This is a genomic window from Candidatus Aquiluna sp. IMCC13023, assembly GCF_000257665.1.
GTDB lineage: Bacteria > Actinomycetota > Actinomycetes > Actinomycetales > Microbacteriaceae > Aquiluna.
Genome location: NZ_AJKR01000002.1, coordinates 413,555 through 440,046, shown reverse-complemented (window position 1 = coordinate 440,046; position 26,492 = coordinate 413,555). Strand labels below are relative to the sequence as shown.

Here is a 26,492-nt window from a genome sequence, read left to right as displayed (position 1 = left end):
CATGAAAACCTTTAGCGTTATCGATCCCCTTACGGGTAACAAGCTCCACGAAATAACCTCACACTCAAAAGTAGAAGTGGGCCTGAAGTTTCAAGCAGGCAGGGACGCTCAGGTTGCATGGGCGAATCGACCCGCCAAGGAACGCGCTCGTATTGCAAACAAAATTGCCGGGCTGCTGGTGGCGCGTGAAGAACAAATTCTTGACCTACTTCAAAAAGAAACCGGTAAGGCAAAGGCTCATGCGTTCGAGGAGCTTACCGGCGCACTTGGTGCTGTGGCTTACTACGCGAAAACCGCTCCCCGTCTCATGCGTCGCAAGCGCGTCCGTGCCGGAGTGCCGTTCATGATTAGCGCTTTTGTGGAACCATCGCCTGTGGGTGTGGTTGGGATCATTACGCCCTGGAACTACCCACTTGCCCTGACCATGATGGATGTTATCCCAGCGCTTATGGCTGGTAACGCAGTTGTTCAAAAGGCCGACAATCAGACCGCAAAAACCGTCCAGTTGGCAAGAGACTTGAGCGTCGAAGCAGGAATACCAGAGGAGATCTGGCAAGTGGTCCACGGTGACGCAACCGAGGTCGGGAATGCTGTCACTGACAGTGCCGACTTCGTAGCCTTCACCGGATCCACCGCAACCGGAAAATTAGTTGCAGCAAGAGCCGCTTCCAGACTTGTGGGCTACGCCCTTGAACTCGGGGGTAAAAACCCAATGATTGTTCTTCCCGGTGCCGACTTGGAAAAAGCTGCAGAAACCGCAATTGGTGGGGCTTTTGGAAATAGCGGTCAGCTCTGCGTAGCGATTGAGCGGCTGTACGTTTCACATCACGATCTTCAAGAGTTCGAGCTAATTCTGAAGCGCCGGGTCGAGTCTTTGAAATTGGGTAGCTCAAATAAATTCGACTTTGACCTAGGTGCGCTCACATCCTCTGCTCAGCTCGAGAGGGTTTCTGGCTTCGTGGATCGAGCCAAACAAGAAGGAGCAGTCGTACTGACCGGCGGACACGCTCTTTTGGACCTCGGGCCGAATTTCTATGCCCCAACTGTCATCACCCAGATTCCACAGGGTGCTGAGATCCTCCACAAGGAAGTTTTCGGTCCGGTAATTGCGCTTGTCGGCTATGAAGCCCTGGATCAGGCAATTGAGCTTGCAAACGACAGTGAATATGGCCTGAACGCTTCGGTGGTCGGGAATCGCAAACAAGCGCTTGGCGTCGCCTCTAAGCTCATGGCGGGTTCCGTGAACATAAACGAGGGCTATCGAGCCACGATGGCCTCTATGGCAGCCCCGATGGGCGGAATGAAGCAATCTGGCTTGGGACGTCGCTCTGGACCCCAGGGACTATTGAGATTCACGGAAACCCGGACAATTGGAGTCAGCAATAACTTCCCAATAAAACTGCCGACCAGAGCGAGGCAGTATCTGCGACTAGCTCCGATCATGACCAAGATGGTCAGGTGGATTGGGAAGCTCTAGGTAGATTCCTGATCGAACGGTGGAGATTCTCCCAGTTCGAGTGGCTTTTGTGGTGGTTTGGCCCGGTTGAGTGATTCGGCAGCGTTAGCCGGTCTCTTTTTCTCGTCCATCAGTGCTTCTCGGACAATACGCCTTGGATCATATTGCCTTGGGTCTAGCTTTTTCCAGTCCATGTCTTCGAAACCTTCGCCCAACTCAGATTTCATTTGGACTTGGGCATTGTCAACCATTCGCTTGCCCTTACGAGCCCACTCACCCAGCTGCTTGGCATAGTAGGGCAGGCGCTCAGGTCCCAAGATTAGGACCGCAAGCAGAGCCAGCAGCAGCAGCTTCTCAGCACTAAGACCAAACATGAAATTGAGTTTACAACTAACCAATCCATGCTTTTCACACAAGGGCTCCTATGCTTAGGGTCAAGATGATAGACAAGATTTCAAGCTGGAAATACGCAGAGAATTTCAACCGCGAACCGGATCACATTACTGTTGCCCGCAACAGTGCCGAGCAGCTTGGAGTTGAGTCAGTAACTCCCGCAACCGGAGCTGGACTCGCATCAATTGCAGCGATGCTCGAGGCAAAAAATATAGTAGAGGCTGGAACCGGTGCTGGCGTTTCTGCACTGTGGTTATTAAGTGCCTCAGAAACCAGCACCCTAACCACCATCGATGATGAGCCCGAGTATCAAAATCAGGCTCGAACCAACTTTCAATTAGCGAATATCCCTGCGAGTAGAGCACGGGTTATAACCGGAAGGGCTGCGGCCGTCATGGCAAACATGACAGAGGCCGCTTACGACCTGGTGTTTTTGGACATTGAGCCGTTTGACCTAGAGCAGCTTTTGCCTCAAGCCATTGGGCTCGTGAGGCCTTCGGGTGCGATTGTAATCTCTCATGCGCTATGGCGTGACAGGGTCCCAAACCCAGCGCTAAGGGACGATGAGACATCGGCAATGCGCTCGGTAGTTAGAGTCTTTGAAGAGTCTGAAGAATTTATCTCGAGCATCTCAATGCTTGGGGATGGCTTGCTGGTTGCAGTTAGAAAACCAGAAGTTATTTCTTAACTACGCCCTCAAGGACTTTAAAAAGCTCTTTGGCTTCGGTGTCGTTTACCGAAACAACTAGGCGGCCGCCGCCTTCTAGTGGAACCCTCAGGACAATTAGTCCCCTTGTTTCGCGTTCGGCTTCCATAGGTCCATCACCGGTGCGAGGCTTCATTGCTGCCATGAGGTTAGACTCCTTGGATTCGTCTTGGAAAACATAATTATCCCAGACTTCGCACCGAAGCGCCAACTTATCTACAGGCTGAGCCAGGCCCTAAGTCCAGCCTCTACGTCAATAAGATGCCCAACCGGCACATTTTCGTTGTCGGCGTGAGCCAGTGAAGGATCCCCTGGGCCGTAGTTCACTGCCGGTATTCCCATCGCGGAAAACCTGGCAACATCGGTCCAGCCATACTTCGGCCTGACCTCAGTGCCGATGGCGGCGATGAAATCAACTGCTGCTGGCAAATTCAAGCCGGGCCTGGCTCCTTCGGCCTGATCCGTAACAACAACCTCAAAGCCGTTAAACAAAGTTTCAAGGTGCAAGATGGCTTGGGCGGCTGACTTATCGGGCGCGAAGCGATAGTTCACGGTTAGCACCGCGGCATCGGGAATCACGTTTGTTGCGATGCCACCGCTTACTAAAACCGCACTCAAGCTTTCTTTGTAATCAAGCCCATCGACGGTAATCGTTGCTGGTTGGTAGTCGTTCAAAATATTCAGTGAGTGCGCGAGTGCGTGGATGGCGTTTTTACCCATCCAGGGTCGTGCGGAGTGGGCCTTGATGCCCACGGTTCTAACTTCAACCCGAACCGTGCCGTTACATCCGCCCTCAATCATCGCGCTGGTAGGTTCGCACAAAACCGCGAACTCTCCGGTCAATAGTTCCGGATGGCTGCTAGCAAGTCTCCCAAGTCCATTTAGGTCGGCAGCCACTTCTTCGTTGTCATAAAAAACCCAAGTGATGTCAAACTTAGGCTGCTGGATCGCCACCGCAAGCTTCAACATAACTGCGATGCCGCCCTTCATGTCCACTGTTCCACGGCCAAAAATCACTTGCTCCCGCTCAAAGTGATGAAGCCTTGTGGGTAGGTTTTCCGCCACGGGGACGGTGTCGATATGCCCGGCAATGATGACTCGAGTGTCAAGGTTCAGATTGGTCCTTGCCACTATCGCGTTGCCATCGCGAGTAAGCGATAGATGCGAAGCCGTGGCCAAAACCTGCTCGATCTCATCGGCAAGCTTTGCTTCATTCGATGAGACTGACTCGATATCGCAAATCGCCATGGTGAGTTCGACGAGCGTCTGAGTAGGGTCTAAGGCTGACATGTCGTTAAGGGTACCTGTATTCTGGTTCCAATGAGTGATGCGCAAAGTAACCAAAAGGCCTGGGGACACGGTCTGGCCTCTAAATCCCCAAGCGGAACCGTGCTTGACGTCTGGTTCCCGGAGCCTTGCCTCGGTGAAGCACCGATGTCAGACCTGCAGTGGTTTCCACCAAAGGATTTAGACCTCAAAGCCGGTCCGGATGAGCTCCGCAATCTGACCCTTGAGGTTATTCGAGTTGAGATAGATCTAACCAACCCGGTTGAATCAACCGCCGATGCCTATCTGCGCTTGCACCTCTTGTCCAAGCTCTTGGTGAAGCCCAACTCAATCAACCTAGATGGGCTAATACCAAACTTGCCGATCGTAGCCTTCACTAATTTTGGTGTCATGGAGTTAGCAGACTTTGAAGCAAGAACGCTGGAACTAAGACGCCACGGAGTTATTGCTCACTCGATCGATAAGTTTCCGCGCCTGGTCGACTACGTGGTTCCCAAAAAGGTTCGAATAGCGGATGCGAACAGAGTTAGGCTCGGCGCTCATTTAGCTCCGGGCACCACCGTGATGCACGAGGGATTCGTGAACTTCAACGCGGGAACTCTTGGTGCTTCCATGGTTGAGGGTCGAATTTCGCAGGGCGTAGTTGTTGGCGATGGCTCCGATGTTGGCGGCGGAGCGTCGATTATGGGCACTTTGTCCGGTGGTGGTAGCCACCGAATTTCCATCGGTGAGCGAGCACTGCTTGGGGCAAATTCCGGAATCGGAATCTCTATTGGAGATGACTCCATCGTGGAGGCTGGGCTTTATGTGACGGCAGGGACGAAAGTCATCTTGATAGTTGAGGGTAAAACCGAAACCGTTAAGGCCGCTGAGCTAAGCGGCTTGGCTGGCTTGCTGTTTAGAAGAAACTCACTAACAGGTGCGGTGGAGGCTATTGCTCGTCAAGGCGTTGGGGTCTCTCTCAATTCAGAGCTGCACGCCTGAGCGCTATCCGGTAACGGAATCCCAGCCCTTTGGACCAAGCGGTTGACCGCTTAGATAAACGTCGCTGTCACCCCTGGCAATTACCTCGCCAATGACTTTTGTGCCCCGAGGTAAGGCGGCCGTCGGCGAAACCGTGGCCAAGAAGCAGTGGTCTTCACCTCCGTGAAGAATCCAGTCCCACTCGGAAACCGGTGCGGCTTCGGAATCTCGAGAATTAATAGATTGCGCCGCTTGCTCGAGAATTGCCGCGTAGCCCTCAAGTAGCTCTTTTTTTATGTTCATGCTGACATTTGAACTAGAAGCGAGTCTTCCAGCATCTAGAGATAATCCGTCTGAGACATCTAGCATCGAGGATGCCACCGCTGCCAACTCCAAACCGAGCGCGAAATCCGGCACTGGTCGAAGCTGAATACTCACAATATCCGGATAGCTAGCCGACAGGCTTTCATCGTTGGAGCTAAGTAGAGCGAGCCCACATGCGGCCTTCCCTAGCGTTCCAGCAATCACTATTAGGTCGCCCACTTCAGCTGTCGAGCGAAGTATCGGCTGTCTGGAATCAAGGTCTCCGTGGGCGGCTATCGCAATGACTATTTGCTCCCCAGATGCCAGGTCTCCCCCGACAATCTGACATTCCGGGGCATGCCGGTCGCATGCCGATTGCAGTCCGGAAGCAAAATCCTCAAGCCAGGCCTGAGGTGTTTGTTTGGTTACAACCAGTGCGACAGTAAGGGCTCTTGGTGCCGCTCCCATTGCCACTAGATCTGCAATGTTGCTCGTGACCGCCTTGTAGCCGATGTCAAAGCCAGTAGACCAGTCAAGCCTAAAATCATGATCTTGCACCATCGTGTCAGTGGTAATAACCACTCGAGAATCACTAACGCTTATAACCGCAGCATCATCTCCTGGGCCAACAAGCGTGGTGGCAACCGGTTTGAAAACGCTCAGTGCCCTTCTAAGAGCCTCGGTTTCACCGATCTCAATAATCTTTTGGCCGTCATTATTCACACAGCAACGCTAGCCTTATTTCAATGCGCATATTTACTATCTCGATGTTTTTGTTGGTTTTGCTGTCCGGTTGCACACAAGCGGTAAATCTTGAGGCCGCGGAAGATTCAAATAACCCAAATTGCGCTGATGTAAGCGTGAGGCTGCCGGATATGCTCGGAGAAAATCAACTCCGCTACACCAATGCTCAAGCCACGGCCGCCTGGGGAAATCCCGCGGCTATTCTGCTTCGCTGCGGTTTGGAGACGGTCGAAGTCTCGGCGCTACCTTGCGTAACCGCAGGTACAACGGACTGGTTGGTCGATGAAAGCGAAGCCCCCAAATATAGATTTATTTCCTACGCCACTATTCCGGCGGTAGAAGTTATAGTCGATTCTGAGGTTGCCAGCGGAATAACCACCCTCGAGGGTCTGTCTCAAGCAATGAGCGTCCTGCCAAGAACAAAGGTCTGCACCGCGCTGGCTAACTAATTGGCTTCTTCTTGAGCTTGTTCCTGTTCGCCAAAGCCATCTTGAATCAGAATCTCAACCAATTCTTGATAATCGATTCCACTTGCCTCAAATAACGCCGGATACATAGAAATTGGAGTGAACCCCGGCATGGTGTTTACCTCGGTAATGACCCAGCCTTTTTTGGTTAGGAAGAAATCAGTCCTCGCGAGCCCCTTGCAACCAAGAGCTCGAAATGCCGCCTTCGCAGCCTTCGCCAACGCTGATGCGTCCTTGGCCGTTAGTTTTACTGGGATTACAAGTTCTGCACCGGCGCCGAGGTATTTGGCGTCGTAATCATAAAAAGGCCTTCCGGTGACAAGAATCTCGCCGGCCTTCGAAACCTGAAGATCGCCGTTTGGCATTTCTAGAACTGAACACTCGATTTCTCGGCCTAAGACGCGTCTTTCCACCATGGCGGTTTGATCGTGGCTCAATGCAAGCTCAATAGCAGCCTCAAGCTCTTTTTCTTTCAGAACAAGGCTTACGCCAACCGACGAACCTGACCTGGAGGGCTTAACAAAGGCATCTGGCTTCATAATTTTTTTAGCGCGAGTCAAACAGGCGCCTTTTGACTCTGCCCACTGCTGCTTCGTAATTACCTCTTCCGAGGCAACTGCTAATCCGACATCGCGAAACAGGGCCTTCGCCTGCACCTTGTCCATCGCCAGCGCTGAGGCCATCACGCCATTGCCCACGTATGGAATCTTACAAAGCTGGAGCAGGCCCTGGATTGAGCCATCCTCTCCATTTGGACCATGCAAAACCGGAAATGCCAGGTGAATTTTTCCAAGAGAAATACCTGAGGCCATTCGAAGCTCGCCTCCGCCAAGTGGTAGCAATAATTCCGGTGAATCTTCGCTGACTTCAGGAAAGTCTTCCAGTTTCCATTCGGGGTTGACCGGCTCCAGGACAAAACGTCCAGTTTTGGTAATACCAACCGGGATAATCTCGTACTTTGTATCATCGATGGCGGTGAATACACCCAGTGCAGTCACACAGGAGACTGAATGCTCGCTTGACTCTCCTCCATAGATTAGGGCTATCCGTTGCATTAGAACTCCATCTCAATTTCGTCGGCAAGGTTTAGCTGCTGACCAAAATCGGTCGGCTTCATAACCCCGTTTAGTACGTCGCTGACCTGCTGCACTATTGGCATGTCTATACCCAGTCTCTGGGCAATCTCCAAAACTGGCTCCACAGAACTTAGGCCTTCGGCAGTTTGCTGCATGCGACGGAGAACTTCGGCCTTGCTATAGCCCTTACCGAGCATCTCCCCTGCCCTGAAGTTTCGGGAAAGATTGGACTCACTGGTTGCAATCAGGTCGCCGAGACCAGCTAGGCCGAACATGGTTCTTCTCCTGGCGCCGCGCTCAATCGCGAAGTTTGTTATTTCGCTTAGACCCCTGGTCATAATTGAAGCCTTTGTGTTTTGACCGTATCCCAAGCCGCTAACAATACCTATGGCCACAGCAATTAGATTCTTAAGAACTCCACCGAGTTCGGTGCCAACTAGGTCTTGATTGGTAAACACTGTGAAGTACTGGTTCGAGCAAACCCTTGCAACCTCAACCGCCCGATCTTGATTCTCACAGGCGCAAACAGCTGCCGCTGGATCTTTGCGGGCAATTTCAAGGGCTAGGTTGGGACCAGAAAGCACCGCTATCTGCGATTCAGGAACATTTGTAGCCTGATGAATAACTTCACTCATGCGAGCACCGGTTGACTGCTCCAGCCCCTTCATAAGGCTAATTACAGTTGCACCCTCAGGGATCAGCTCTTTCCATTGACCCAAGGTTTCTCGAAGTGACTGAGATGGAATAGCTATGTAGATCTGAGTGGCATTTAACAGCGCGGTTTCTAGGTCCGAGGTCGCAGTCAGCGCCTTTGGTAAATCAACGCCCGGGAGGTAATCGCCGTTTCTGGAAGTTTCATTAATCTCATCGGCGAGGTCCTGGCGTCTCGACCAAAGCACGACATCATTGCCACCATCGGCAATGACCTTGGCCACGGTTGTGCCCCAGCTACCAGCACCCATCACTGCGATTTTCATTTGACGTCTTTTCTAAAGTTCCCAGTTTGAGTCTGGCCTTTATCGGTTGGGTCCCACAGTTTTTCAGGAGGAGTTTTACCTCGCATCTGACCAACAAGCTTTGCAACTTCGCGCATAATTCTGTCAGTAGCCTCGCCCAGTTCCTTTGCGGTGAGGACATCTTTTTTGGGCTTCTCAAAATAGATCGGCTTGCCTATTATGACTCGAACGGTATGGAAGGGGTTTGGTCGAAACTTCTTGGAATAGTTGCCAAGTACTTTTTCGACGCCCCAGTGCGCAGCTGGCACAACCGGCAGTCCAAGCTCAAGCGCGAGCCTAATTGCACCGCTCTTACCGCGCATTGGCCATAGGTCCGGATCCCTGGTCAGCGTTCCCTCCGGGAACACTATGACGACCTGCCCGGCTGCCAAATACTCCTTGGCTACTCGAAGCGGCTCCTCATTGGACTTACCTCCACGATAAACGGGGATCTGACCGACTTTTGGCAGAATTTTTCCCACTACTGGGATCCTAAATAACGACTCTTTGGCTAGGTAATGCGGAACTCGCTTCATGTGGATGTAGACAGAGTAGGCAAATGCAAATGGATCCAAGTAGCTGACGTGGTTCCCAACCAAAATGTAGCCACCCTTTGGCAAGTTCTCCATGCCTGAGGTTTTTATATTGAAAAACAAACGAAGCACGGGAGCCATGAGACCGGCTACCAGCCTGAACTGCCAGTTTCTCTGGTCTTCAAACTTTTTCGATGCCGATGATGAAGTCATTTGTTTCAACCTTCAATCTGAAAGTCGGCCCCGAGATCTTGAAGTTTGTCGATAAAGCGCTCGTAGCCCCTTGAAATCAATTGAACGTTCGAAACATTTGAAGTTCCTTCGGCAGCAAGAGCGGCAACGACGTGAGAGAAGCCACCGCGTAAGTCAGGGACCCGAATGTCTGCGCCGCGCAACGGAGTCGGACCAGAGATAACCGCAGAGTGGTTGAAGTTTCGCTGACCAAAACGGCAGGGGTTACCGCCCAGGCACTCCCGATAAATCTGTATTTGGGCACCCATTTTGACAAGTGCTTCGGTGAAGCCAAACCGGTTTTCATAAACCGTCTCGTGCACAATCGACAGGCCCTGAGCCTGTGTGAGGGCCACAACCAGAGGCTGTTGCCAGTCAGTCATGAACCCCGGATGAACATCTGTTTCGATTACGACCGGCTGCAGTTCTGAGCCGGGGTGATAAAAGCGAATTCCGGCAGGTTCAATCTCAAACTCACCGCCTACTTTTCGGTAGGTGTTTAGAAATGTCATCATTTCTATTTGCTTTGCACCACCAACGAAGATATCTCCCTTGGTGGCAAGAGCTGCGGCAGCCCAAGAAGCAGCCTCGTTCCGGTCGAATAATGCTTTGTGGGTGTAGCCCTTGAGCTGTTTTACGCCCTCGATCCTTATAACGCGATCGGTATCAACCGAGATAATTGCACCCATCTTTTGCAGGATTGCAATCAGGTCAATGATCTCGGGTTCAATGGCTGCACCGCGAAGTTCTGTCAGGCCCTTGGCAGTTGTGGCTGAAAGAAGAACCTGCTCGGTAGCACCAACCGATGGGTATGGGAGGTCTATTTTTGCGGCGATTAACCCGTCTGGAGCGCTGAGTCGAGTTCCAGTGGGAAGCTTCTCAATTACAGCGCCGAACTGTCTAAGAACATCAAAGTGAAAATCAACTGGTCGGTCACCGATTTCGCAGCCCCCAAGACCCGGTATAAAGGCTTCTCCTAGGCGATGGAGCAGCGGACCACAAAACAGAATTGGAATTCTAGACGAGCCGGCGTGGGCGTCAATGTCAACGATTCTTGCCTGCTCAACATTGGAGGGGTCCAGTGTCATGTCACCGGTTTTGGGATCATGAGTGATTGTTACGCCGTGAAGGTTGAGAAGTCTCTCAACAACTTCTACGTCGGAAATATGAGGGACATCTAAAAGTGTCGAAGGGGTTTCGCCTAAAAGCGCTGCGACCATGGCCTTGGTGACCAAGTTCTTGGCGCCCTTTAGGTCGACCCTGCCTTTTAGAGGCTTGCCGCCCTCGATCCTAATCAGGCTCAATCAAACTCCCTTGGCTGGCAGAGTCTTGGGTTTCCAGGACTCTCTTTTGGCCTCGTAGGCCGCTATCGCATCTTCACTCTGGAGGGTTATTCCGATATCGTCAAGTCCCTCAGTCAGACGCCACTTAGTATATTCATCAATCTCAAATCGAATCACGACTTCGTTGACTCGAATTTCTTGGCTTGGAAGGTCGACGGTTATTTTGGCAGCGGGATTTGCCTCGATGTGCCCCCAGAGAGTTTCGGTGTCGGCGTCGGTGATGACCCCGGCGATTAAGCCCTGCTTGCCGGAGTTTCCAAGAAATATGTCTGCGAATTTGGAACTAAATACTGCCTTGAATCCGTAGTCCCTGAGGGCCCAAACTGCGTGCTCTCTTGAAGAGCCGGTTCCAAAGTCAGATCCGGCCACAAGAACTTCAGCGCCTTGGTAACTAGGGTTATTTAGAACAAAATCAGGGTTCTGGCGCCAGTTAGCAAATAGCCCGTCCTCAAATCCAGTCTTGGTTATTCGCTTCAAGAAAACCGCGGGGATGATCTGATCAGTATCGACGTTGCTTATCTTTAGCGGCATGCCGGTGCCGGTGAACTGAGTAACTTTTTCCATTACTGCTCCAAGTCTGCAGGGGAAGAAAGTGTCCCTCTGATTGCGGTTGCCGCAGCTACCATCGGGGAAACCAAGTGGGTTCTTGCGCCTTTGCCTTGCCGGCCTTCAAAGTTTCGGTTCGAAGTGGAAGCTGCGCGCTCCCCCGGAGCAAGCTGATCCGGGTTCATACCCAAGCACATTGAACAACCGGCAAATCGCCAGTCTGCGCCAAAGTCAACGAAAACTTTGTCTAGGCCCTCTTCTTCAGCCTGAAGTCTCACCTTTTGAGAACCGGGAACCACCATCATGCGAATCCCCGGTGCCATCACCTGGCCGCGAATAATGTCTGCTGCTGCCCGAAGGTCTTCAATTCTTGCGTTCGTGCAGGAACCCAAAAAGACCGTGTCAACCGCAATGTCTTTCATCTTCGTTCCGGCCTTCAGGTCCATGTAGGCCAGAGCCTTTATTGCGGCAGCCTTTTGGCTCGGATCATCGAAGCTGTCCGGGTCTGGAATGCTGTCCATGAGTGAGACGCCCTGACCGGGATTCGTGCCCCAGGTGACAAAAGGATCCAAGGTATCCGCATCAATAAAGACCTCAGCATCGAAAACCGCATCGGGGTCAGTTGTAAGTTCGCTCCAGTCCTTGAGCGCCTGATCCCAATCTGTACCTTGAGGAGCGTGAGGCTTGTCCTTGAGGTAGTCAAAAGTAACTTGATCTGGCGCGATTATTCCAGCTCTAGCGCCTGCCTCAATCGACATGTTGCAGATGGTCATGCGACCCTCCATGGACAATGACCTAATCGCACTTCCGCGATACTCAAGAACGTAACCTTGGCCACCACCGGTTGAGATTTTAGAAATGACAGCCAGAATAATGTCCTTGGCGCTAACGCCCTTTCGGAGTGTGCCCTCGACATTGATAGCCATAGTCTTAAATCGCTGCAGCGGCAAAGTTTGGGTTGCCAAAACGTGCTCAACTTCGCTTGTTCCAATGCCCATCGCCAGTGCCCCGAAGGCGCCGTGAGTTGAAGTGTGCGAATCGCCACAAACAACGGTCAGTCCCGGCATTGTTAGCCCCAACTGCGGACCAACAACGTGAACTATGCCCTGGTTTTTATCGCCGAGCGAGTGAATACGAATATCGAAATCTCGAGTGTTATCCCTCAAGGCCTGAACCTGCGCCCTAGAGGTTGGATCCACAATTGGCAGGTGAATGTCCTGTGTCGGGGTGTTGTGATCTTCAGTAGCGATTGTCAGGTCTCTGCGCCTGACATCTCGTCCGGCTAGCCGAAGCCCATCAAAAGCCTGGGGGCTAGTTACTTCATGGATCAAATGCAGATCGATATATAAAAGATCCGGAGCACCGTTTTCACCCTTCAAAACCAAGTGGTCTCGCCACAGTTTCTCTGCCAAAGTCAATGGCTTACTAGACACCTAAATCACCTCGCGATTGCGTAGGCACTTAGTTTATCGCAAAGGGCTAATCTTTGATGGTGCAGGACTTTAGCAAAGAGCAACTTATCTCCCTCCAGAAAAGAACCGTAAAGGTTCTTTCGCTCGGCCAAGCTCTGGGTGGTTTTGGTCTTGGAGCGACGCTGTCGGTTGGCGCTCTTCTGGCAGTTGAACTTTCCGGAACCACCGCCTGGTCTGGAGCGGCTGCAACCCTAAGCACTTTGGGTTCCGCGGCAGTGGCAATCCCACTTGCAAACCTTGCTTTCAAGCGCGGTCGCCGAGTCTCCTTGGCCTTTGGGGCCTTTTTGGCCATTCTGGGCGCTGCAATGATGATTTTGGCAACCTACACACAGTCTTTCCCGGTCGAAATTGTTGCGCTGCTGTTTTTGGGTGCCGGTTCGGCGGTGTCACTGCAGGCGCGTTTCGCGGCGGCAGATATTCCGACCGGCAAACCGAAGGGCAGAGACTTATCACTGGTGGTTTGGGCCACAACTTTGGGTGCGGTGATAGGACCAAACCTGATCGCACCCGGCGAAACACTTGGCCTTTGGCTCGGAATGCCGCATTTGGCAGGCCCCTTCTTGTTTACCATCGCGGCTCAATTGAGCTCAACTCTGGTTTTCTGGTTCGGACTGCGCCCAGACCCTCTGATTGTTGCCCGAGACATCGCTGGGCTCGACCCGAAGCAAAAAAACGCAAGTTTAAAAGATGCCCTGGAAGTTGTTCGAGAATTCCCGCTTGCCGGCTATGCGGTGCTGACAATTGCGCTTAGCCACATGGTTATGGTTTCAGTGATGTCGATGACCCCGGCTCATCTAAACGCCGAGGGTCACTCGCTAGCGGACGTTGGCTTCACAATATCGCTGCACGTCGCCGGTATGTATTCATTGGCGCCAGTTTTTGGCTGGCTGACCGACAAATTCGGTGCAATCAGAATTGTGATCACCGGGCAGTTTATTTCTTTGACTTCGCTGGCCGTTTCAGGATTTTGGCAGTCAGAGTTTTACGCCGTAGTTTTAGGGCTTTTCTTGTTGGGTGTTGGCTGGTCGGCCTCCACCGTTGCAGCTAGCGCACTGCTAAGCGAAACTCTTGCTACCGGACAGCGCAGCAAGGTTCAGGGGTTTAGCGACTCGCTGATGAACCTCTCGGGGGCCTTTGGTGGAGCAATATCAGGCATCATCTTGACGATGTTTACCTTCGGGGGCCTGAACGCTGCTGCACTAGTGCCAGTGGTGTTTATCACTCTGGCCACCAGCTACTCAAAGAAGTGGCGCTAACAAAAAAACTCGCTCCCAAGATTAATAACCCTTGGAAGCGAGAATTTGTGACTCCAGCGGGATTCGAACCCGCGCTACTGCCGTGAGAGGGCAGCGTCCTAGGCCGCTAAACGATGGAGCCGTTTGCAACTTGAGAAGTCTGCCATAAATACCCCCTATTGGCAATCTATCTGGTGAGTAGCCGAAGTGCTCCAGGGTGGACCTCTGTGGAGAACGGGGCATTGCCCACAAGCTCTCCATCACAGGTCACAGGGTAGTTTTCATTGCTAATTTTTATTGACTTCGCCTTGAAGATTTCAACCTCGGGAAACCTTAGGTGATTGCCCTTGTAGACAGTGGGAAATATACGAAGTAGGCGCGCTCTTGAAACCTTGTGCAGAATAAAAACTTCCAGCTCACCATCGGTGATGTTCGAGTTCGGTGAGATCATCATGCCGCCGCCAAAGTTTTTCACATTCGCAACTCCGCACAGCATCGCCTCAATCACGCGCTTCTCACCATCGACATCCAGGTGGTATTCAATGGCCTTGAAAGACGGAAGTTCAAGCAATAGTGCCGCGATGTAGCTATTAGGGCCCTTTGGCCAACGAAGCGAATTGGCCCGTGTGGCGCATAGCGCATCAAAGCCAGCTGAAATTGAGCCGATCGACCAAATTTCTTTTCCGGAAACGCTGACCTTCATCGCGTCGACTCTTTTTGGGGCGTCAAGCGAATCCAAGATGTTCTTGACCGCTGCCGGAATGTTGGTCAGGTCAATGTTCAGCTCACGAGCTTGATCGTTCCCAGACCCTGCTGGGATTATGCCCAGTGGTATTTGATTTGGCACGGCTATTCCAGCGCAGAGCTGGGTGGTTCCGTCCCCGCCGACCGCAACTAATGCGGATATCTCTTGAGACCGAATTAACTCCTCGGCCTTCTTCTTCGCTTCCAAGGCTGTGGCGGCAGAAAGATTGATTACAGCAATACCGGCTTTTGCGAATGCCTCAAATACTTGCTCGCCAATAATCTCTGCTCCCCCACGATTGGCTTTAGGGTTCACAATAATTCCGAGTGGCTTCATCGACACTTCCTAACTTTCAATTACATAAACATAGACTGAAGCCAAGGAGTCGAGATGAAAATTACCAAGTTTGACCATGCACTTTTGTCGATAGAAATCGATTCGAAAATCGTTGTTGTCGACCCGGGCAACTATTCAAGCGAGCTTCCAGGGTTCAAGAATGTGGTCGCAATTTGCCTCACCCACATTCACGAAGACCACAGTTACCTGCCCCACGTTGAAAAAATCATGCTTGAAAACCCAGACGCTCAAATTTTTGGTCCCGCTGAGGTCGCCCAAAAACTAGCCGATCTGCCGGTCCAGGTCGTTTACCACGGCGACCACTTCGAGGTTTCGGGCTTTGAACTTGATTTTTCCGGAGACTTACACGAACAGATTCACCGAAGCATCCCTTTGATTCAAAACACCGGTGTCACGGTGAACAGGACTCTCTACTACCCGGGAGACAGCTATACGATCCCGGAGAACAAAGTTAAAGTTTTAGCCTGTCCGACCAGCGCTCCTTGGATCAAAATTGCTGACGTCATGGACTTTATTTCCGCAGTGAAGCCAGAAACACTGTTCCCCACTCACAATGAGCTACTTAGCGACAATGGCCACGAGCTTTACAATCACAGGATCGGCGAGGTTACCAAGAAAAACGGCGGTAACTTCGTTTTTCTCAAGCCGGGTCAAAGCCTGGAAGTAGAAGTCTAGGACCCTAGCTAGAAGGCGACAATTATTGCAGCCAGCAACATTGCGACCGTCGGTCCAGACCAGAGCTTCTTTTGCTTTAGGTTTTTAGCAGTATTTGCAATTAAGGCTTGCGCTGTGGCGATGGCAACCAGAACCCAATTCACCACCGCATTTCCGGCAACATCCAGGATGGGCATGAACAAACCCAACTGCGCCAAGTAGTGGCCGACAATCGCCATGAAAACAAAAAAGAGCCCAAGGCTCAGTGCTCGGCGTGAAAAGCGCAGCTCGCCATTTGGACTTTCACCCTGAACATATTCCGCCAGTGGCGCGCCAAGGGCAATTGCGAAATGGAATAAAGCTGCTGCGAGATAGGCAAGAACCAAAAAACTGGAGGAAAACGCATCAAGCATTTTTTCCTCCAGTAGTTACTGGCTGGGGTACCTGGACTCGAACCAAGAACAAATGAACCAGAATCATCCGTGTTGCCAATTACACCATACCCCAAGGGTCGAACCCAAGGCCCGATGCCCTATCTTAGCGGGATTGGGCGAATGCCTCTAGTCGAGCAAGGCTTTGCTCTTTCCCGAGAATCTCCATGCACTCAAAAAGAGGCGGGGTTACCCTCCTGCCGCTGATTGCTGTTCTAACGGGCCCAAAAGCATTTCTGGGCTTCTCGCCTAAGCCGTCGACCAGAGCGTCACTCAATGCCTGATGGATAGCTTCGGTGGTGAAATCCTCAATGCTTTCAAGTGAAGCTTTTGCCGCCGCCACTATTTCTGCTGCATTTTCAGGCAGCTGCTTCGAAGCATCTTCGTCAATTTTCAAGTCGGCCACATCAATAAAAAGGAATTCAATCATCGCCGGCACTTCGCCCAGCACGATTACTCGCTCTTTGGTTAGTGGAGCAGCAGCGCTCAATATCTCAAGCTGCCTGGCAGTTGGTTCTCCCTGAATTACTCCGGCCGACTGCAAATACGGCAAAATTCGTCCTACGAAATCTTCATCGGTCAGAAGCCTTATGTGGGCGGCATTAATTGCATCCGCCTTTTTTTGATCAAACCGCGCAGGGTTCGGGTTTACATTTTCGATTTCGAAGTTTTCGCAAAGCTCGTCAAGGCTGAAGATATCGCGATCCGCAGATATTGACCATCCGAGTAGGGCCAGGTAGTTCAGCAGTCCCTCTGGTATGAACCCTCGATCGCGATGTAAAAACAAGTTGCTCTCTGGGTTTCTCTTGGAAAGTTTCTTATTTCCCTCCCCCATAACAAACGGCAAATGACCAAATCGCGGTATGAAAGTTGCGACGCCAGCTTCGACAAGCGCGTTGTATAGAGCTATCTGCCTGGGCGTTGAGGATAGAAGGTCTTCGCCACGAAGCACGTGAGTGACACCCATCAGGGCATCGTCAACAGGGTTCACCAACGTGTAAAGAGGGGCACCACCCGGTCGCACCAAGACAAAGTCAGGGAAAGACCCAGCGGGAAAGGTAATTTCGCCGCGAACTAGGTCCACGAAAGTTATGTCCTGGTCTGGCACTCTCAACCGAAGCGCTGGCTTACGTCCTTCACTGAGATAAGCCTGGCGATTTTCCTCTGATAGGTCCCGCTCCGAGTTGTCATAGCCAAGCTGAACCGCTCTGGAATTGGCGATGTTTCGCTGCTCAATTTCCTCGCCGGTCAAGAAACTCTCGTAAAGGTGACCGGAAGACTTCAGCTTCTCGATTACCTCTTGATAGATATGCCCGCGTTCCGACTGTCGATAAGGCTCGTTTGGACCTCCGGTGTCAATTCCTTCGTCCCAGTCGATACCAAGCCACCGCAAACCTTCAACCAGCTGCCCATAGCTTTCCTCGGAATCCCGAGATGCATCAGTGTCTTCGATGCGAAAAATGAATTTTCCACCGGTTCTTCTGGCGTAAGCCCAGTTGAATAGGGCCGTTCGAATCAGGCCAACGTGTGGAGTTCCCGTAGGGCTCGGACAAAACCGGACTCTAATGTCTGAGCCGGTGGCGGTGGTGGTTGGAGCAGTTATTAGCGTCATGTTTTTCGAACTACCTTTAGGAGACTGGGTTGTGCAAGACACCGATTCCGGTGATTTCACATTCGACCTGGTCACCAGTTTCAATGCGAGCTAGCCCGGCGGGTGAGCCAGTAAGAATTACATCCCCCGGAAATAAGGTCAGGTTTTTGCTGACATAGGAAACTATTTCGTAAACATCGGTGATCATGTCGGAACTCTTCGAGCGCTGCCTCGAGTGCCCGTTGATTCGAGATTCAAGCTTCAAGGAACTAGTGTCCAGCTCGGTCTCGATCCAAGGCCCTAGAGGACAGAATGTATCGAAACCTTTGCTCCTGGCCCACTGAGTATCGGAAAATTGCAAGTCTCTTGCCGTGACGTCGTTCCCGACAGTGAATCCAAAGATGTGATTTTTAGCCTCGTCGTAGCTGACTTCTTTCGCCTGCTTGCCGATCACAATTGCTAGCTCAACCTCAAGCTCAACCTGATCGGACTGTCGTGGCAAGACAATTGCATCCTCGGGTCCAATGATCGCGCTTGTTGGCTTAAAAAAGATAAGTGGCTCGTCTGGAACATCGATTGAAATCTCTGCGGCGTGTGCTCGATAATTCATCCCGATGCAAACGATTTTCCCGGGCGCGACCGGGGCAAGTAGCCTCACGGATGAAAGTGGGGCTGATTCTGTTCCAAGTTCTGCTCCCAAGATTGGGTCGCCAAGATAAAAAACAACCTGGCCCTCGGACATCATTCCGTGGCGGGTTTCTCCATTGTGTAACGCTCTAACAATTTGCACGTACTTAGTCTGCCAGCTTATGCATCCAGTTGTGGCGATCTTTGACGGTTCCGTACTGAATGCCGGTCAACTCTTCTCTCATAGCGATAGTCAAAGCACCCGGTTCGTTGTTCCCGATTAGAATTTGTTCCTCTCGTGATTTGAATAACCCAACCGGTGTAACCACCGCTGCGGTACCGCAGGCAAAGACCTCTGTGATGTCCCCGGACAGGATGCTCTCGCGGACTTCAGCAAGGGTGATCTTGCGCTCTTGAACCTCGTGGCCAGAGTCTTTCAAAAGAGCGACAATCGAGTCTCTGGTAATCCCGTGGAGAATAGTTCCGTCCAAGGGTGGCGTGACCACTGAGCCGTCCTTGTAAACAAAAAACAGGTTCATGCCACCGAGTTCTTCGACGTAGGTAGAGGTTTCTGCATCTAGATACATAACCTGGGAGCAACCCTGGGCCTGGCCCTCCTGCTGAGCCAAGAGGCTCGCTGCATAGTTTCCACCGGTCTTTGCCTCACCGGTTCCATGCTTTCCAGCCCTAGCGCTATCCAGAGCGATCCAGATGGATACCGGCTTTAGGCCGCCGGTAAAGTACGGCCCAACTGGACTAGCAATCACGCGAAATTCAACTCGCTCGGCAGCTCTGACTCCGAGGAAGTTTTCGGCAGCAATTTCAAAGGGTCGAAAGTAAAGGGTTTTTTCGCCGGTTGGCTGAGGCACCCAAGCACCATCCACCGCAATCAGCTGCCGTAGCGACTCAACAAAAAGCTCGGCAGGAAGTTCCGGCAGCGCCATGCGCTTTGCCGAACGCTGCAAGCGAAGTGCATTTTTGTCCGGGCGGAAAGTCCAGATCGAACCATCTTGATGCCGATATGCCTTGATGCCCTCAAAGACTTCTTGCCCGTAGTGCAGCACCGCAGAAGATGGGTCCATCAAAATTGGCCCGTAGGGCAAAACCTCGGGCGAGTGCCAACCCTTGCTCTTTTCCCAGACAATAACTACCTGGTGGTCCGAGAAGTGCGTTCCAAAGGTGGGATTGGCAATTATTGCCTCGCGCTCGGAATCAGGCGTTGGACTTTGATTTTTGGTTACTTTGAAATCCATGGTTGACCTTTTCTAAATTCTCGCAATTATTGCCTTGGCTACCTGATCAGTGGAGCGCGGTTCATCACCGCGTTCTAGCAAATCAGCGCTAACGGCTTTTTCTATTTTTTCGGCTGCCTCGATGTAACCGAGAGTATGAGCCATTAAAGCTGCGGAAAGGATGGCCGCAGTTGGGTCCGCCAGATTTTTTCCGGCTATGTCTGGTGCCGAACCATGAACCGGTTCGAACATGGATGGGAATAAGCCCGTCGGATTTAGATTGGCGGACGCGGCCAGTCCGATACCGCCGCAAATTGCCGCCGCAAGATCAGTGATGATGTCTCCAAAAAGGTTGTCAGTGACAATCACGTCAAAACGCTTCGGGTCGGTAACCATGTAGATGGTCGCAGCGTCAATATGCATGTAGTCATGAGTCACTGCCGGATAATGAGCCGAAACTTCTTCGACCATCCGCAGCCAAATCTTTCCCGAGTGAACAAGCACATTCGTTTTATGAACCAGTGTCAATTTCTTGGCCTCGCGGTTAGAAGCAAGCTCAAAGGCATACTCAACGGCTCTTCTAATGCCAAAGGCGGTATTTACCGAAACCTCATTGGCAACTTCGTGCTCGGTACCCTCGCGCACAGTCCCGCCGTTTCCAACGTAGGGACCTTCGGTGCCCTCCCGCACGACAACAAAATCCAAATCTTTGGCCTTAGTCAAGGGAGATATCACCCCGGGAAACAGCTTCGAGGGGCGCAAATTTATGTGATGGTCAAAGCTGAATCGAAGCTTTAGTAGTAGCCCTCGCTCCAAAACCCCAGATGGAACGCGTGGGTCTCCGATTGCTCCAAGCAAGATCGCGTCGTGACAAGCAAGTGCCTCAAGATCTTCGTTCGTGAGAGCCTCGCCAGAAGAGAGATACCGGTCCGACCCGAACGGGTAAGTGGTGGCCTCAAGTTTGGTTTCCCCAAGCGCTTTTGTTAGGCACTCCAGGGCAACGGAAGTTACCTCCGGGCCAATGCCATCTCCGGGTATTACGGCAAGGTTTATCTGGTTCAAAAAGCCTCACAAGGTTGGTTTCTACAACCTTATCCGTTGCGAGCAGCTTTTGCGCATGACTTAGTCGGTAACGACTTCTAGCCCCAAGATTGAAGAAGCATTTGAAACCGAACCTCCGTTTACAAGTTCGCCGGTAAATCCGGCATCGATCATCCTGTCAATAGCCTGTCCCGCCCTGTTTCCGGAGCGGCAGTAAATGAAGTAGTCGGCGGCTTTATCAAGTTCTTCCAGCTGAGCCTCAAAGTTCGCACTGGCTATTGGGATTAGAAGCGCGCCCTCAAGGTGACCAGAGTTCCACTCATCAGTGGTTCGAACATCGATTACCGCAGCAAACTCACTGACGGCTCTGGGCTCCGCTGCACAACCGGCAAGCGAGCTAACCGCGAATACAGCAATCATCGCGGCAACTAAAAACTTGATGAACTTCATGATGCTTCCTCTATTTCAACTAAATTTTGTATACCCCCGGGGGTATCTGCTACAGTATAGGAACTAGAACATTAAATCAAGGAGCGAGCGTGGAGATTCCAGAAACTGACATTGATTCCGTCAAGAAGCGTCTGGCTAGAGCACAGGGGCAACTTGGGGGCATCATCAGGATGCTTGACGAAGGCAGACAGTGCACCGACGTGCTAACCCAAATGGCCGCGGCTCAATCAGCAATAAATCGAGCGGCATTTTCACTGATCGCATCTGGCATTGCCAACTGCACCCAGGACGAAGCCGGTGAACAAGATCTAGCAAAACTAGAAAAAGCTTTTCTAGCCCTTAGCTAGAAAAAAGATTCGAGAGGAAAGAATATGGCGAACGAAGTATCAATCAACGAACTAGAGCAGGCGATTGCGTCAGGCGAGAAAGTCGTGGACGTCAGAGAAGACTGGGAGTTCACGGACGGCCACGTGCCAACTGCCAAGCATGTTGCCCTAAACAGCATCCCGGAGAACCTGGATGAGTTTTCCAAAGAGAGTAAGACCTGGATCATCTGCCAATCTGGCGGCAGATCTATGACAGCTGCGAACTTCCTCGAAGCACAGGGCTATAAGGTCGTTTCTGTTGCAGGTGGGACCGGCGCTTGGATCCAAGCGGGCAAGGATGTTTCCATTGAGGCATCCAACTAATGGGCCTGTTTGATATTTTCAAAAAGAAATTTGAATCCGTTTCTCCAGCCGCTGCCAAGTTGCTGCAGGAAAAAGGGGCGATTCTAATTGATGTTCGCGAGAGTCAAGAATTTAAGAACTCTCATGCTCCCGGAGCAAAGCTAATTTCGCTTGGCGCTCTAGAGCGACGACTCAAAGAGATCCCGATAGAACAGGAAATACTAGTTGTCTGCCAGTCGGGCATGCGTAGTTCTCAAGCTGCTGGAATTCTTAGTAAAAATGGATACCAAGTCAAGAACGTTACTGGCGGTATGGCTGCCTGGCAACGAGCTGGCCTAAAGGTTGTTCGCTAATGAAGGTATTAATTGTTGGCGGGGTTGCCGGCGGAATGTCAGCAGCAACTAGATTACGTCGGCTAAAAGAAGATGCTGAAATCATCGTTTTTGAACAGGGCCCTCATGTTTCATATGCCAACTGCGGTCTTCCGTATCACATCGGTGAGGTGATTGAAGCAGAAGAAAGCTTGCTTCTTCAAACCCCAGAATCACTCCACGCAAGATTCAACCTGGATGTTCGAGTGAACAACAGGGTCACAAAGATTGACCGCGAAAATAAGCAGGTCACAGTTGCCAACCTAAAAGACAACACCGAATACGAAGAAGGTTATGACCAGCTGGTTCTTTCAACCGGAGCAAAGCCACGCATGGTTCCGATTCCGGGCCTGGAAAGAGCCTTGGTCCTAAGGGATGTTCAAGACGCGGTCAAGATCAAGGCCTTGGTTGATACCAAGCAGATCAAATCGGCAGCAATTATTGGAGCAGGGTTCATCGGCGTTGAGCTGGCTGAGAACCTTCGGCACCGAGGGATCAAGACCACAATTGTGGAATTCCGTGACAACATCCTTCCTCAGTTCGACCCAGAGATGATCGAACCGATGCAAAAGGTGCTAATCGAAAATGGCATTGAGCTCGCTCTTTCTGCTGAGACTGAAGCGGTTCACGAATCCACTCTGACCTTGAAAGACGGGCGGGTTATCGATGCCGACTTGGTAGTTGCCGCAATTGGCGTTGTAGCCGACCACAAGCTGGCAGTTGACGCAGGGCTCGAAATCGGTTCAGCCGGTGGCATCGTTGTTGATGACCAGATGCGAACCAGCGACGAAAACATTTTTGCCGTCGGAGACGCTGCCCAGAAACTAAGTGCGCTCACCGGTCAGGAGCAAATGATCTGGCTTGCCAACCTAGCTAACCGTCACGGCAGGCTAGTGGCCGACGTGATTGCTGGAGAAACGGTAGCTGCTAGGCCATCAATTGGCACGGGAATAATTGGTGCCTTCGGAATGGCAGCAGCCCTTACCGGTCTCACCGAGTCGCTAGCAAAGCGCATGAACATTGCGCACAAGGTCATCCACCTTCACCCAAGCAGCCACGCTGGCTACTACCCCGGTGCCGAGGCTGTCAGCCTGAAGGTTCTATTTGACCCTGAGAGCGGCAAACTCTTGGGTGCTCAGGGAATTGGTCGTGATGGAATTGACAAGCGAATTGACGTTATTGCAACTGCTATTTACGCGGGCCTAAAAATTGATGACCTAATGAACTTAGAGCTCAGCTACGCACCTGCCTTTGGTTCCGCCAAGGACGCCGTAAACCAGGCCGGCTATGTTGGCAATAACATCTTCACCGGCAAGACTGAAAGCGTTCAGTTTGGGGATCTTGCTGAGAAGATGTCTGAGGGCGCTTTGCTGGTAGATGTCAGGTCAGAATCTGAGCATGTTGGTGGAAGTATCCCAGGATCCTTGCTGATCCCGATCGACACTTTGCGAGAAAACCTCAATCAGCTTGCCGGCAGAGAAATAATTGTTCACTGCGGCGTTGGTCAGCGTGGCCATACGGCCGTCCAGCTCCTAAGAGGACATGGCATAAACGCCAAAAACCTAGACGGTGGTTACACGACCTGGAAGCAAGGCATTGACGCTAGAGATAGAGCCGCTAAGAGCTAGTACTGTTCAAAAATTGAAATAGGGCGCATAAGATCTGCGTCAATTTCTATTTTTACACCTTCAAGAACGGCCGAATCAACCGGGGAGTCTACTGTGATGACGGCAAGGGCTTTTCCGCCCTTCTGCTGCCTGGCAATAGTCATTGCAGCGATGTTTATGCTGGCCTCGGCAAAAGCCTTGCCGTAGATTGCTACGATTCCTGGGCGGTCCTGGTAGACCATGACAACTAGGTTCTCGGCCATTGAAAGCTCGACGTCATAGCCGTTTATGGAAACAACTTTTTGATGGTGCTTCGGACCAATCACGGTTCCGCCAACCGAGACAACGCTTCCGTCAGACAAAACTGCCTTGACGGTTGTTACGTTGCGATATTCGTCGCTAACAATGTCCTGAACCAGGTGAACCTCAATGCCTCGAGACTCAGCCATAAGCGGCGCGTTAACGTAGGAAACCTGCTCTGAGACCATGGTCTGGAAAATACCCTTGAGGGCGGCCAGCTTCAGCACTGTTACATCGTGCGCTGCGATCTCTCCCCTGGCTTCAAACTCCACCGAAACAATTGAGCTCTGCGCAAGACCGGCCACAATTTGACCCAGCTTCTCAGCAAGTGCGATACCTGGCCTCACGGATTCATCAATTACACCGCCCGCCACGTTCACAGCATCTGGAACCAAGTCGCCTGCCAGCGCTAGGCGAACAGACCTGGCGACCGAGATACCGGCCTTCTCCTGAGCCTCCTCGGTAGAGGCGCCAAGGTGAGGGGTTAGTTGGATGTTCTCTAGGCCAATTAGTGCAGAGCCAGTTGGGGGCTCAGACACATACACATCGAGGCCCGCTCCAGCGATCTTGCCTGACACTAGAGCCTCGTATAGGGCTTCTTCATCGATAATGCCGCCGCGCGAGCAGTTCACTATGCGCAGGTTGGGTTTAGCGATTGCAAACTGTTCGGTGGAAATCATTCCAGTGGTTTCAGGAAGCTTTGGAATGTGAATTGTGATGAAATCGCTTCGCTTCATCAGGTCATCCATGTCGACCAATTCGACACCCAGCTGCTCTGCTCTAGCTTGAGTGACATAAGGGTCATAACCAATCAGAGTTGAACCGAAGCCAGCAAGACGCTGCGCAACAAGGGTTCCAATGCGACCAAGGCCAATGATTCCAATGGTCTTTTCATAAAGTTCAACGCCAGAAAAAGCGCTTCGCTGCCATTTGCCTGCCTGCATCGAAGAGTTGGCAGCGGGGATGTTTCTGGCAAGAGACATGATGTGACCGATGGCCAATTCCGCAGCAGAAATGATGTTGGAGGTTGGAGCGTTGACAACCATCACGCCCTGGTTCGTGGCTGCTTTTATATCCACATTGTCAAGGCCGACACCAGCTCTGGCGATCACCTTCAAGGCTGGCGCAGCCTTAAGTGCTTCCTCGTCCATTTTGGTGGCAGAGCGAATCAAAACTGCGTTTGCGTCTTTCAATGCAGGCAGTAACGCCGCACGATCTGCACCATCAACGTGGCGGATCTCAAAATCCGGGCCAAGGGCCTCAACTGTGGCAGGTGAGAGCTCTTCAGCAATTAGAACTATTGGCTTAGACAATGGCTAACCTAACGAAAAATCGACAGCGATGGGATAGGCCCATTCTAGCCTTGAAAAATAGCTGGGGCTATCGTGCGCACTGGCAGCGGTCTGCCTCGGCAACGCTAGCTAGCGCTTCCTCTACATGCTCACCGCAACCCTCCCAGGTTGGCTTTGAGCATGAACTGCAGGTAACTTTTGAGCACATTTTTTATCCTTCGATTCCCTTGAGAAAAAAAGTCTACAGCTCACTGTTTTCGATCGAATCAGCGCCGCGACAAAATGCAAAAACCCCCTCCAGTTACTCGAGGGGGTTTTGCAATAGAACTATCGTGCGACGTTACCGTCTTGGTAGTCGTCGTCGTTCTTGATCCAGCTGAAGAGCTTGCGCAGTTCGCGACCGGTAGCCTCGATTGGGTGGGCCTCGCCCTTGGCACGAAGTGCCTTGAACTCTGGTCCACCAGCATCCTGGTCGTCAATGTAGCGCTTGGCAAAGGCTCCGTTTTGAATGTCGGTTAGCACTGCCTTCATGTTGTCCTTGACCGATGGGTCGATAACCCTTGGGCCAGAAACGTAGTCGCCGTATTCTGCAGTGTCAGAAACACTCCAACGCTGCTTGGCAATGCCACCTTCGTACATCAGGTCAACAATTAGCTTTAGCTCGTGGAGAACTTCGAAGTAAGCAATCTCAGGCTGATAGCCAGCCTCAACCAAAGTCTCAAAGCCATACATCACAAGCTGGGATGCGCCACCACAAAGAACTGCCTGCTCGCCGAATAGATCTGTTTCGGTCTCTTCGGTGAAGGTCGTCTTGATGGTTCCAGCGCGAGTGCCACCGATTGCAGAAGAATAAGAAAGACCAAGTGCCATCGCGTTTCCAGTCGCATCCTGCTCAACCGCAATCAGGTTAGGAACACCCTTTCCGGCGACGTACTCGCGACGCACCAAGTGCCCTGGGCCCTTAGGTGCGACAAGGAATACGTCGATGTCTGCTGGCGGCTGGATCTGACCGTAGCGAATTGCGAAGCCGTGACCAAACACCAAAGCATCTCCCGCTTCTAGGTTCGGCTCAATGTCAGTCTTGAATAGATCGCGCTGCTTTGGGTCCGGAGCAAGCACAACGATAACGTTTGCCCACTTGACCGCATCACCTGGAGTAAGAACCGTTAGACCCTGGTCGGTAGCCTTGGAGATTGACTTAGAGCCCTCCAAAAGTCCAACTACGACGTCAACGCCGGAGTCCTTCAGGTTTAGCGCGTGAGCATGCCCTTGAGAGCCGAAGCCCAGAACAGCTACCTTGCGACCCTGAATGATGCTGATGTCTGCGTCTTTATCGTAGAAAATCTCTGCCAATTTATTTGCTCTCCTTGATTGTT

30 protein-coding genes and 2 tRNA genes are annotated in these 26,492 nt (G+C 51.8%); 10 read left to right on the top strand and 22 right to left on the bottom strand.

The window, feature by feature from the left end; translation table 11 throughout:
• Position 1 precedes the first annotated feature (1 nt).
• Complete coding sequence (locus tag IMCC13023_RS03150) at positions 2 to 1,477, top strand: succinic semialdehyde dehydrogenase (RefSeq protein ID WP_007541164.1); 1,476 nt, start codon at positions 2 to 4, stop codon at positions 1,475 to 1,477.
• Here the strand turns inward: IMCC13023_RS03150 and IMCC13023_RS03145 are convergent.
• On the bottom strand, positions 1,474 to 1,872 hold the full coding sequence (locus IMCC13023_RS03145) for a sec-independent translocase (RefSeq protein ID WP_249859693.1): 399 nt from the start codon (positions 1,870 to 1,872) through the stop codon (positions 1,474 to 1,476). The genes IMCC13023_RS03150 and IMCC13023_RS03145 overlap by 4 nt on opposite strands.
• Before the next feature lie 23 nt (positions 1,873 to 1,895).
• Between IMCC13023_RS03145 and IMCC13023_RS03140 the strand changes: the two genes are divergently transcribed.
• Complete coding sequence (locus IMCC13023_RS03140; protein WP_007541159.1) at positions 1,896 to 2,537, top strand: O-methyltransferase; 642 nt, start codon at positions 1,896 to 1,898, stop codon at positions 2,535 to 2,537.
• Here the strand turns inward: IMCC13023_RS03140 and IMCC13023_RS07200 are convergent.
• Positions 2,527 to 2,700, bottom strand: a complete 174-nt coding sequence (locus tag IMCC13023_RS07200) for a DUF3117 domain-containing protein (RefSeq protein WP_081478834.1) — start codon at positions 2,698 to 2,700, stop codon at positions 2,527 to 2,529. The two genes, IMCC13023_RS03140 and IMCC13023_RS07200, sit on opposite strands and share 11 nt — an antisense overlap.
• A gap of 71 nt (positions 2,701 to 2,771) precedes the next feature.
• On the bottom strand, positions 2,772 to 3,845 hold the full coding sequence (gene dapE, locus IMCC13023_RS03135) for a succinyl-diaminopimelate desuccinylase (protein WP_007541154.1): 1,074 nt from the start codon (positions 3,843 to 3,845) through the stop codon (positions 2,772 to 2,774).
• Positions 3,846 to 3,875: 30 nt separating this feature from the next.
• Here dapE and dapD point away from each other — a divergent pair, with 30 nt between their 5' ends.
• Positions 3,876 to 4,826, top strand: a complete 951-nt coding sequence (gene dapD / locus IMCC13023_RS03130; protein ID WP_007541151.1) for a 2,3,4,5-tetrahydropyridine-2,6-dicarboxylate N-succinyltransferase — start codon at positions 3,876 to 3,878, stop codon at positions 4,824 to 4,826.
• A 3-nt stretch (positions 4,827 to 4,829) separates the two neighbouring features.
• Here dapD and thiL read toward each other — a convergent pair whose 3' ends face one another.
• Positions 4,830 to 5,831 carry a thiamine-phosphate kinase gene (gene thiL, locus IMCC13023_RS03125; RefSeq protein WP_007541149.1) on the bottom strand — a complete coding sequence of 334 codons (1,002 nt, stop codon included), beginning with the start codon at positions 5,829 to 5,831 and terminating at the stop codon, positions 4,830 to 4,832.
• 23 nt (positions 5,832 to 5,854) lie between these two features.
• On the opposite strand from thiL, the gene IMCC13023_RS03120 reads away from it, so the two are divergent.
• Positions 5,855 to 6,301: a DUF3515 family protein gene (locus IMCC13023_RS03120; protein ID WP_040324863.1), complete on the top strand. Its 447-nt coding sequence runs from the start codon at positions 5,855 to 5,857 to the stop codon at positions 6,299 to 6,301.
• On the opposite strand, the gene IMCC13023_RS03115 is transcribed toward IMCC13023_RS03120, so the two are convergent.
• From IMCC13023_RS03115 to leuC, 6 genes are read right to left on the bottom strand one after another with little or no spacing between them, the layout of a single operon-like run.
• Positions 6,298 to 7,374, bottom strand: coding sequence for a D-alanine--D-alanine ligase family protein (locus tag IMCC13023_RS03115; RefSeq protein ID WP_050816717.1), 1,077 nt, complete (start codon positions 7,372 to 7,374; stop codon positions 6,298 to 6,300). The two genes, IMCC13023_RS03120 and IMCC13023_RS03115, sit on opposite strands and share 4 nt — an antisense overlap.
• A complete protein-coding gene (locus IMCC13023_RS03110) occupies positions 7,374 to 8,372 on the bottom strand; it encodes an NAD(P)H-dependent glycerol-3-phosphate dehydrogenase (RefSeq protein ID WP_007541143.1) in 999 nt (332 codons plus the stop codon). Before IMCC13023_RS03110 ends, IMCC13023_RS03115 begins: the two co-directional genes overlap by 1 nt.
• Positions 8,369 to 9,136, bottom strand: a complete 768-nt coding sequence (locus IMCC13023_RS03105) for a lysophospholipid acyltransferase family protein (protein ID WP_007541141.1) — start codon at positions 9,134 to 9,136, stop codon at positions 8,369 to 8,371. Before IMCC13023_RS03105 ends, IMCC13023_RS03110 begins: the two co-directional genes overlap by 4 nt.
• Positions 9,137 to 9,141: 5 nt before the next feature.
• Positions 9,142 to 10,458, bottom strand: coding sequence for a UDP-N-acetylglucosamine 1-carboxyvinyltransferase (gene murA / locus IMCC13023_RS03100; RefSeq protein ID WP_007541139.1), 1,317 nt, complete (start codon positions 10,456 to 10,458; stop codon positions 9,142 to 9,144).
• Entirely contained in the window at positions 10,459 to 11,061 is a 603-nt protein-coding gene (gene leuD, locus IMCC13023_RS03095) for a 3-isopropylmalate dehydratase small subunit (RefSeq protein ID WP_007541137.1), read from the bottom strand.
• Complete coding sequence (gene leuC, locus IMCC13023_RS03090; protein WP_007541134.1) at positions 11,061 to 12,476, bottom strand: 3-isopropylmalate dehydratase large subunit; 1,416 nt, start codon at positions 12,474 to 12,476, stop codon at positions 11,061 to 11,063. Before leuC ends, leuD begins: the two co-directional genes overlap by 1 nt.
• Positions 12,477 to 12,532: 56 nt before the next feature.
• On the opposite strand from leuC, the gene IMCC13023_RS03085 reads away from it, so the two are divergent.
• Complete coding sequence (locus IMCC13023_RS03085) at positions 12,533 to 13,771, top strand: MFS transporter (protein WP_007541132.1); 1,239 nt, start codon at positions 12,533 to 12,535, stop codon at positions 13,769 to 13,771.
• Between the two features lie 48 nt (positions 13,772 to 13,819).
• On the opposite strand, the gene IMCC13023_RS03080 is transcribed toward IMCC13023_RS03085, so the two are convergent.
• Positions 13,820 to 13,892 (bottom strand) — tRNA-Glu (locus IMCC13023_RS03080).
• Between the two features lie 45 nt (positions 13,893 to 13,937).
• The gene (locus IMCC13023_RS03075) at positions 13,938 to 14,831 is read right to left on the bottom strand and encodes a diacylglycerol/lipid kinase family protein (RefSeq protein ID WP_007541130.1); all 894 of its coding nucleotides are present in this window, start codon (positions 14,829 to 14,831) and stop codon (positions 13,938 to 13,940) included.
• A 54-nt stretch (positions 14,832 to 14,885) separates the two neighbouring features.
• On the opposite strand from IMCC13023_RS03075, the gene IMCC13023_RS03070 reads away from it, so the two are divergent.
• Positions 14,886 to 15,527: an MBL fold metallo-hydrolase gene (locus tag IMCC13023_RS03070; RefSeq protein ID WP_007541127.1), complete on the top strand. Its 642-nt coding sequence runs from the start codon at positions 14,886 to 14,888 to the stop codon at positions 15,525 to 15,527.
• A gap of 8 nt (positions 15,528 to 15,535) precedes the next feature.
• Here IMCC13023_RS03070 and IMCC13023_RS03065 read toward each other — a convergent pair whose 3' ends face one another.
• The 7 genes from IMCC13023_RS03065 to IMCC13023_RS03035 form a co-directional block, all read right to left on the bottom strand.
• Positions 15,536 to 15,919 (bottom strand): hypothetical protein, encoded by a 384-nt coding sequence (locus IMCC13023_RS03065; protein WP_007541125.1) that lies wholly within the window; start codon positions 15,917 to 15,919, stop codon positions 15,536 to 15,538.
• A 19-nt stretch (positions 15,920 to 15,938) separates the two neighbouring features.
• Positions 15,939 to 16,013: transfer RNA gene (locus IMCC13023_RS03060), tRNA-Gln, on the bottom strand.
• Positions 16,014 to 16,043: 30 nt separating this feature from the next.
• Positions 16,044 to 17,549 carry a glutamate--tRNA ligase gene (gene gltX / locus IMCC13023_RS03055; protein ID WP_007541123.1) on the bottom strand — a complete coding sequence of 502 codons (1,506 nt, stop codon included), beginning with the start codon at positions 17,547 to 17,549 and terminating at the stop codon, positions 16,044 to 16,046.
• 16 nt (positions 17,550 to 17,565) lie between these two features.
• Entirely contained in the window at positions 17,566 to 18,318 is a 753-nt protein-coding gene (locus IMCC13023_RS03050) for a fumarylacetoacetate hydrolase family protein (protein WP_040324861.1), read from the bottom strand.
• A gap of 4 nt (positions 18,319 to 18,322) precedes the next feature.
• Positions 18,323 to 19,408: a branched-chain amino acid aminotransferase gene (locus tag IMCC13023_RS03045; protein WP_007541119.1), complete on the bottom strand. Its 1,086-nt coding sequence runs from the start codon at positions 19,406 to 19,408 to the stop codon at positions 18,323 to 18,325.
• 12 nt (positions 19,409 to 19,420) lie between these two features.
• Entirely contained in the window at positions 19,421 to 20,449 is a 1,029-nt protein-coding gene (locus IMCC13023_RS03040) for a 3-isopropylmalate dehydrogenase (RefSeq protein WP_007541117.1), read from the bottom strand.
• A gap of 60 nt (positions 20,450 to 20,509) precedes the next feature.
• Complete coding sequence (locus tag IMCC13023_RS03035) at positions 20,510 to 20,878, bottom strand: rhodanese-like domain-containing protein (protein WP_007541115.1); 369 nt, start codon at positions 20,876 to 20,878, stop codon at positions 20,510 to 20,512.
• Between the two features lie 89 nt (positions 20,879 to 20,967).
• On the opposite strand from IMCC13023_RS03035, the gene IMCC13023_RS03030 reads away from it, so the two are divergent.
• Genes IMCC13023_RS03030 through IMCC13023_RS03015 form a run of 4 tightly spaced genes read left to right on the top strand, consistent with a single transcriptional unit; the run spans position 20,968 to position 23,545 of the window.
• Positions 20,968 to 21,225 (top strand): metal-sensitive transcriptional regulator, encoded by a 258-nt coding sequence (locus tag IMCC13023_RS03030; RefSeq protein ID WP_007541113.1) that lies wholly within the window; start codon positions 20,968 to 20,970, stop codon positions 21,223 to 21,225.
• A gap of 24 nt (positions 21,226 to 21,249) precedes the next feature.
• On the top strand, positions 21,250 to 21,567 hold the full coding sequence (locus tag IMCC13023_RS03025) for a rhodanese-like domain-containing protein (RefSeq protein WP_007541111.1): 318 nt from the start codon (positions 21,250 to 21,252) through the stop codon (positions 21,565 to 21,567).
• Entirely contained in the window at positions 21,567 to 21,899 is a 333-nt protein-coding gene (locus tag IMCC13023_RS03020; protein WP_007541109.1) for a rhodanese-like domain-containing protein, read from the top strand. The genes IMCC13023_RS03025 and IMCC13023_RS03020 overlap by 1 nt, the downstream gene beginning before the upstream one ends.
• Positions 21,899 to 23,545: an FAD-dependent oxidoreductase gene (locus tag IMCC13023_RS03015; RefSeq protein WP_007541107.1), complete on the top strand. Its 1,647-nt coding sequence runs from the start codon at positions 21,899 to 21,901 to the stop codon at positions 23,543 to 23,545. Before IMCC13023_RS03020 ends, IMCC13023_RS03015 begins: the two co-directional genes overlap by 1 nt.
• Here IMCC13023_RS03015 and serA read toward each other — a convergent pair.
• The 3 genes from serA to ilvC form a co-directional block, all read right to left on the bottom strand.
• Positions 23,542 to 25,137 carry a phosphoglycerate dehydrogenase gene (gene serA / locus IMCC13023_RS03010; RefSeq protein WP_007541104.1) on the bottom strand — a complete coding sequence of 532 codons (1,596 nt, stop codon included), beginning with the start codon at positions 25,135 to 25,137 and terminating at the stop codon, positions 23,542 to 23,544. The two genes, IMCC13023_RS03015 and serA, sit on opposite strands and share 4 nt — an antisense overlap.
• Positions 25,138 to 25,204: 67 nt before the next feature.
• A complete protein-coding gene (locus IMCC13023_RS07445) occupies positions 25,205 to 25,324 on the bottom strand; it encodes a DUF8730 family Cys-rich protein (RefSeq protein WP_502685260.1) in 120 nt (39 codons plus the stop codon).
• Between the two features lie 119 nt (positions 25,325 to 25,443).
• Positions 25,444 to 26,469 (bottom strand): ketol-acid reductoisomerase, encoded by a 1,026-nt coding sequence (gene ilvC / locus IMCC13023_RS03005; RefSeq protein ID WP_007541101.1) that lies wholly within the window; start codon positions 26,467 to 26,469, stop codon positions 25,444 to 25,446.
• Between the last annotated feature and the right edge of the window lie 23 nt (positions 26,470 to 26,492).

What these genes read in the sequence shown, in the direction of transcription:
- IMCC13023_RS03150 (WP_007541164.1), top strand. Translation starts at nt 2, where the DNA reads ATGAAAACCTTTAGCGTTATCGATCCCCTTACGGGTAACAAGCTCCAC.
- IMCC13023_RS03140 (WP_007541159.1), top strand. Translation starts at nt 1,896, where the DNA reads ATGATAGACAAGATTTCAAGCTGGAAATACGCAGAGAATTTCAACCGC.
- IMCC13023_RS07200 (WP_081478834.1), bottom strand. Translation starts at nt 2,700, where the DNA reads ATGGCAGCAATGAAGCCTCGCACCGGTGATGGACCTATGGAAGCCGAA.
- dapE (WP_007541154.1), bottom strand. Translation starts at nt 3,845, where the DNA reads ATGTCAGCCTTAGACCCTACTCAGACGCTCGTCGAACTCACCATGGCG.
- dapD (WP_007541151.1), top strand. Translation starts at nt 3,876, where the DNA reads ATGAGTGATGCGCAAAGTAACCAAAAGGCCTGGGGACACGGTCTGGCC.
- IMCC13023_RS03120 (WP_040324863.1), top strand. Translation starts at nt 5,855, where the DNA reads ATGCGCATATTTACTATCTCGATGTTTTTGTTGGTTTTGCTGTCCGGT.
- IMCC13023_RS03115 (WP_050816717.1), bottom strand. Translation starts at nt 7,374, where the DNA reads ATGCAACGGATAGCCCTAATCTATGGAGGAGAGTCAAGCGAGCATTCA.
- IMCC13023_RS03110 (WP_007541143.1), bottom strand. Translation starts at nt 8,372, where the DNA reads ATGAAAATCGCAGTGATGGGTGCTGGTAGCTGGGGCACAACCGTGGCC.
- IMCC13023_RS03105 (WP_007541141.1), bottom strand. Translation starts at nt 9,136, where the DNA reads ATGACTTCATCATCGGCATCGAAAAAGTTTGAAGACCAGAGAAACTGG.
- leuD (WP_007541137.1), bottom strand. Translation starts at nt 11,061, where the DNA reads ATGGAAAAAGTTACTCAGTTCACCGGCACCGGCATGCCGCTAAAGATA.
- IMCC13023_RS03085 (WP_007541132.1), top strand. Translation starts at nt 12,533, where the DNA reads ATGGTGCAGGACTTTAGCAAAGAGCAACTTATCTCCCTCCAGAAAAGA.
- IMCC13023_RS03075 (WP_007541130.1), bottom strand. Translation starts at nt 14,831, where the DNA reads ATGAAGCCACTCGGAATTATTGTGAACCCTAAAGCCAATCGTGGGGGA.
- IMCC13023_RS03070 (WP_007541127.1), top strand. Translation starts at nt 14,886, where the DNA reads ATGAAAATTACCAAGTTTGACCATGCACTTTTGTCGATAGAAATCGAT.
- IMCC13023_RS03065 (WP_007541125.1), bottom strand. Translation starts at nt 15,919, where the DNA reads ATGCTTGATGCGTTTTCCTCCAGTTTTTTGGTTCTTGCCTATCTCGCA.
- gltX (WP_007541123.1), bottom strand. Translation starts at nt 17,549, where the DNA reads ATGACGCTAATAACTGCTCCAACCACCACCGCCACCGGCTCAGACATT.
- IMCC13023_RS03045 (WP_007541119.1), bottom strand. Translation starts at nt 19,408, where the DNA reads ATGGATTTCAAAGTAACCAAAAATCAAAGTCCAACGCCTGATTCCGAG.
- IMCC13023_RS03035 (WP_007541115.1), bottom strand. Translation starts at nt 20,878, where the DNA reads ATGAAGTTCATCAAGTTTTTAGTTGCCGCGATGATTGCTGTATTCGCG.
- IMCC13023_RS03025 (WP_007541111.1), top strand. Translation starts at nt 21,250, where the DNA reads ATGGCGAACGAAGTATCAATCAACGAACTAGAGCAGGCGATTGCGTCA.
- IMCC13023_RS03020 (WP_007541109.1), top strand. Translation starts at nt 21,567, where the DNA reads ATGGGCCTGTTTGATATTTTCAAAAAGAAATTTGAATCCGTTTCTCCA.
- IMCC13023_RS03015 (WP_007541107.1), top strand. Translation starts at nt 21,899, where the DNA reads ATGAAGGTATTAATTGTTGGCGGGGTTGCCGGCGGAATGTCAGCAGCA.
- IMCC13023_RS07445 (WP_502685260.1), bottom strand. Translation starts at nt 25,324, where the DNA reads ATGTGCTCAAAAGTTACCTGCAGTTCATGCTCAAAGCCAACCTGGGAG.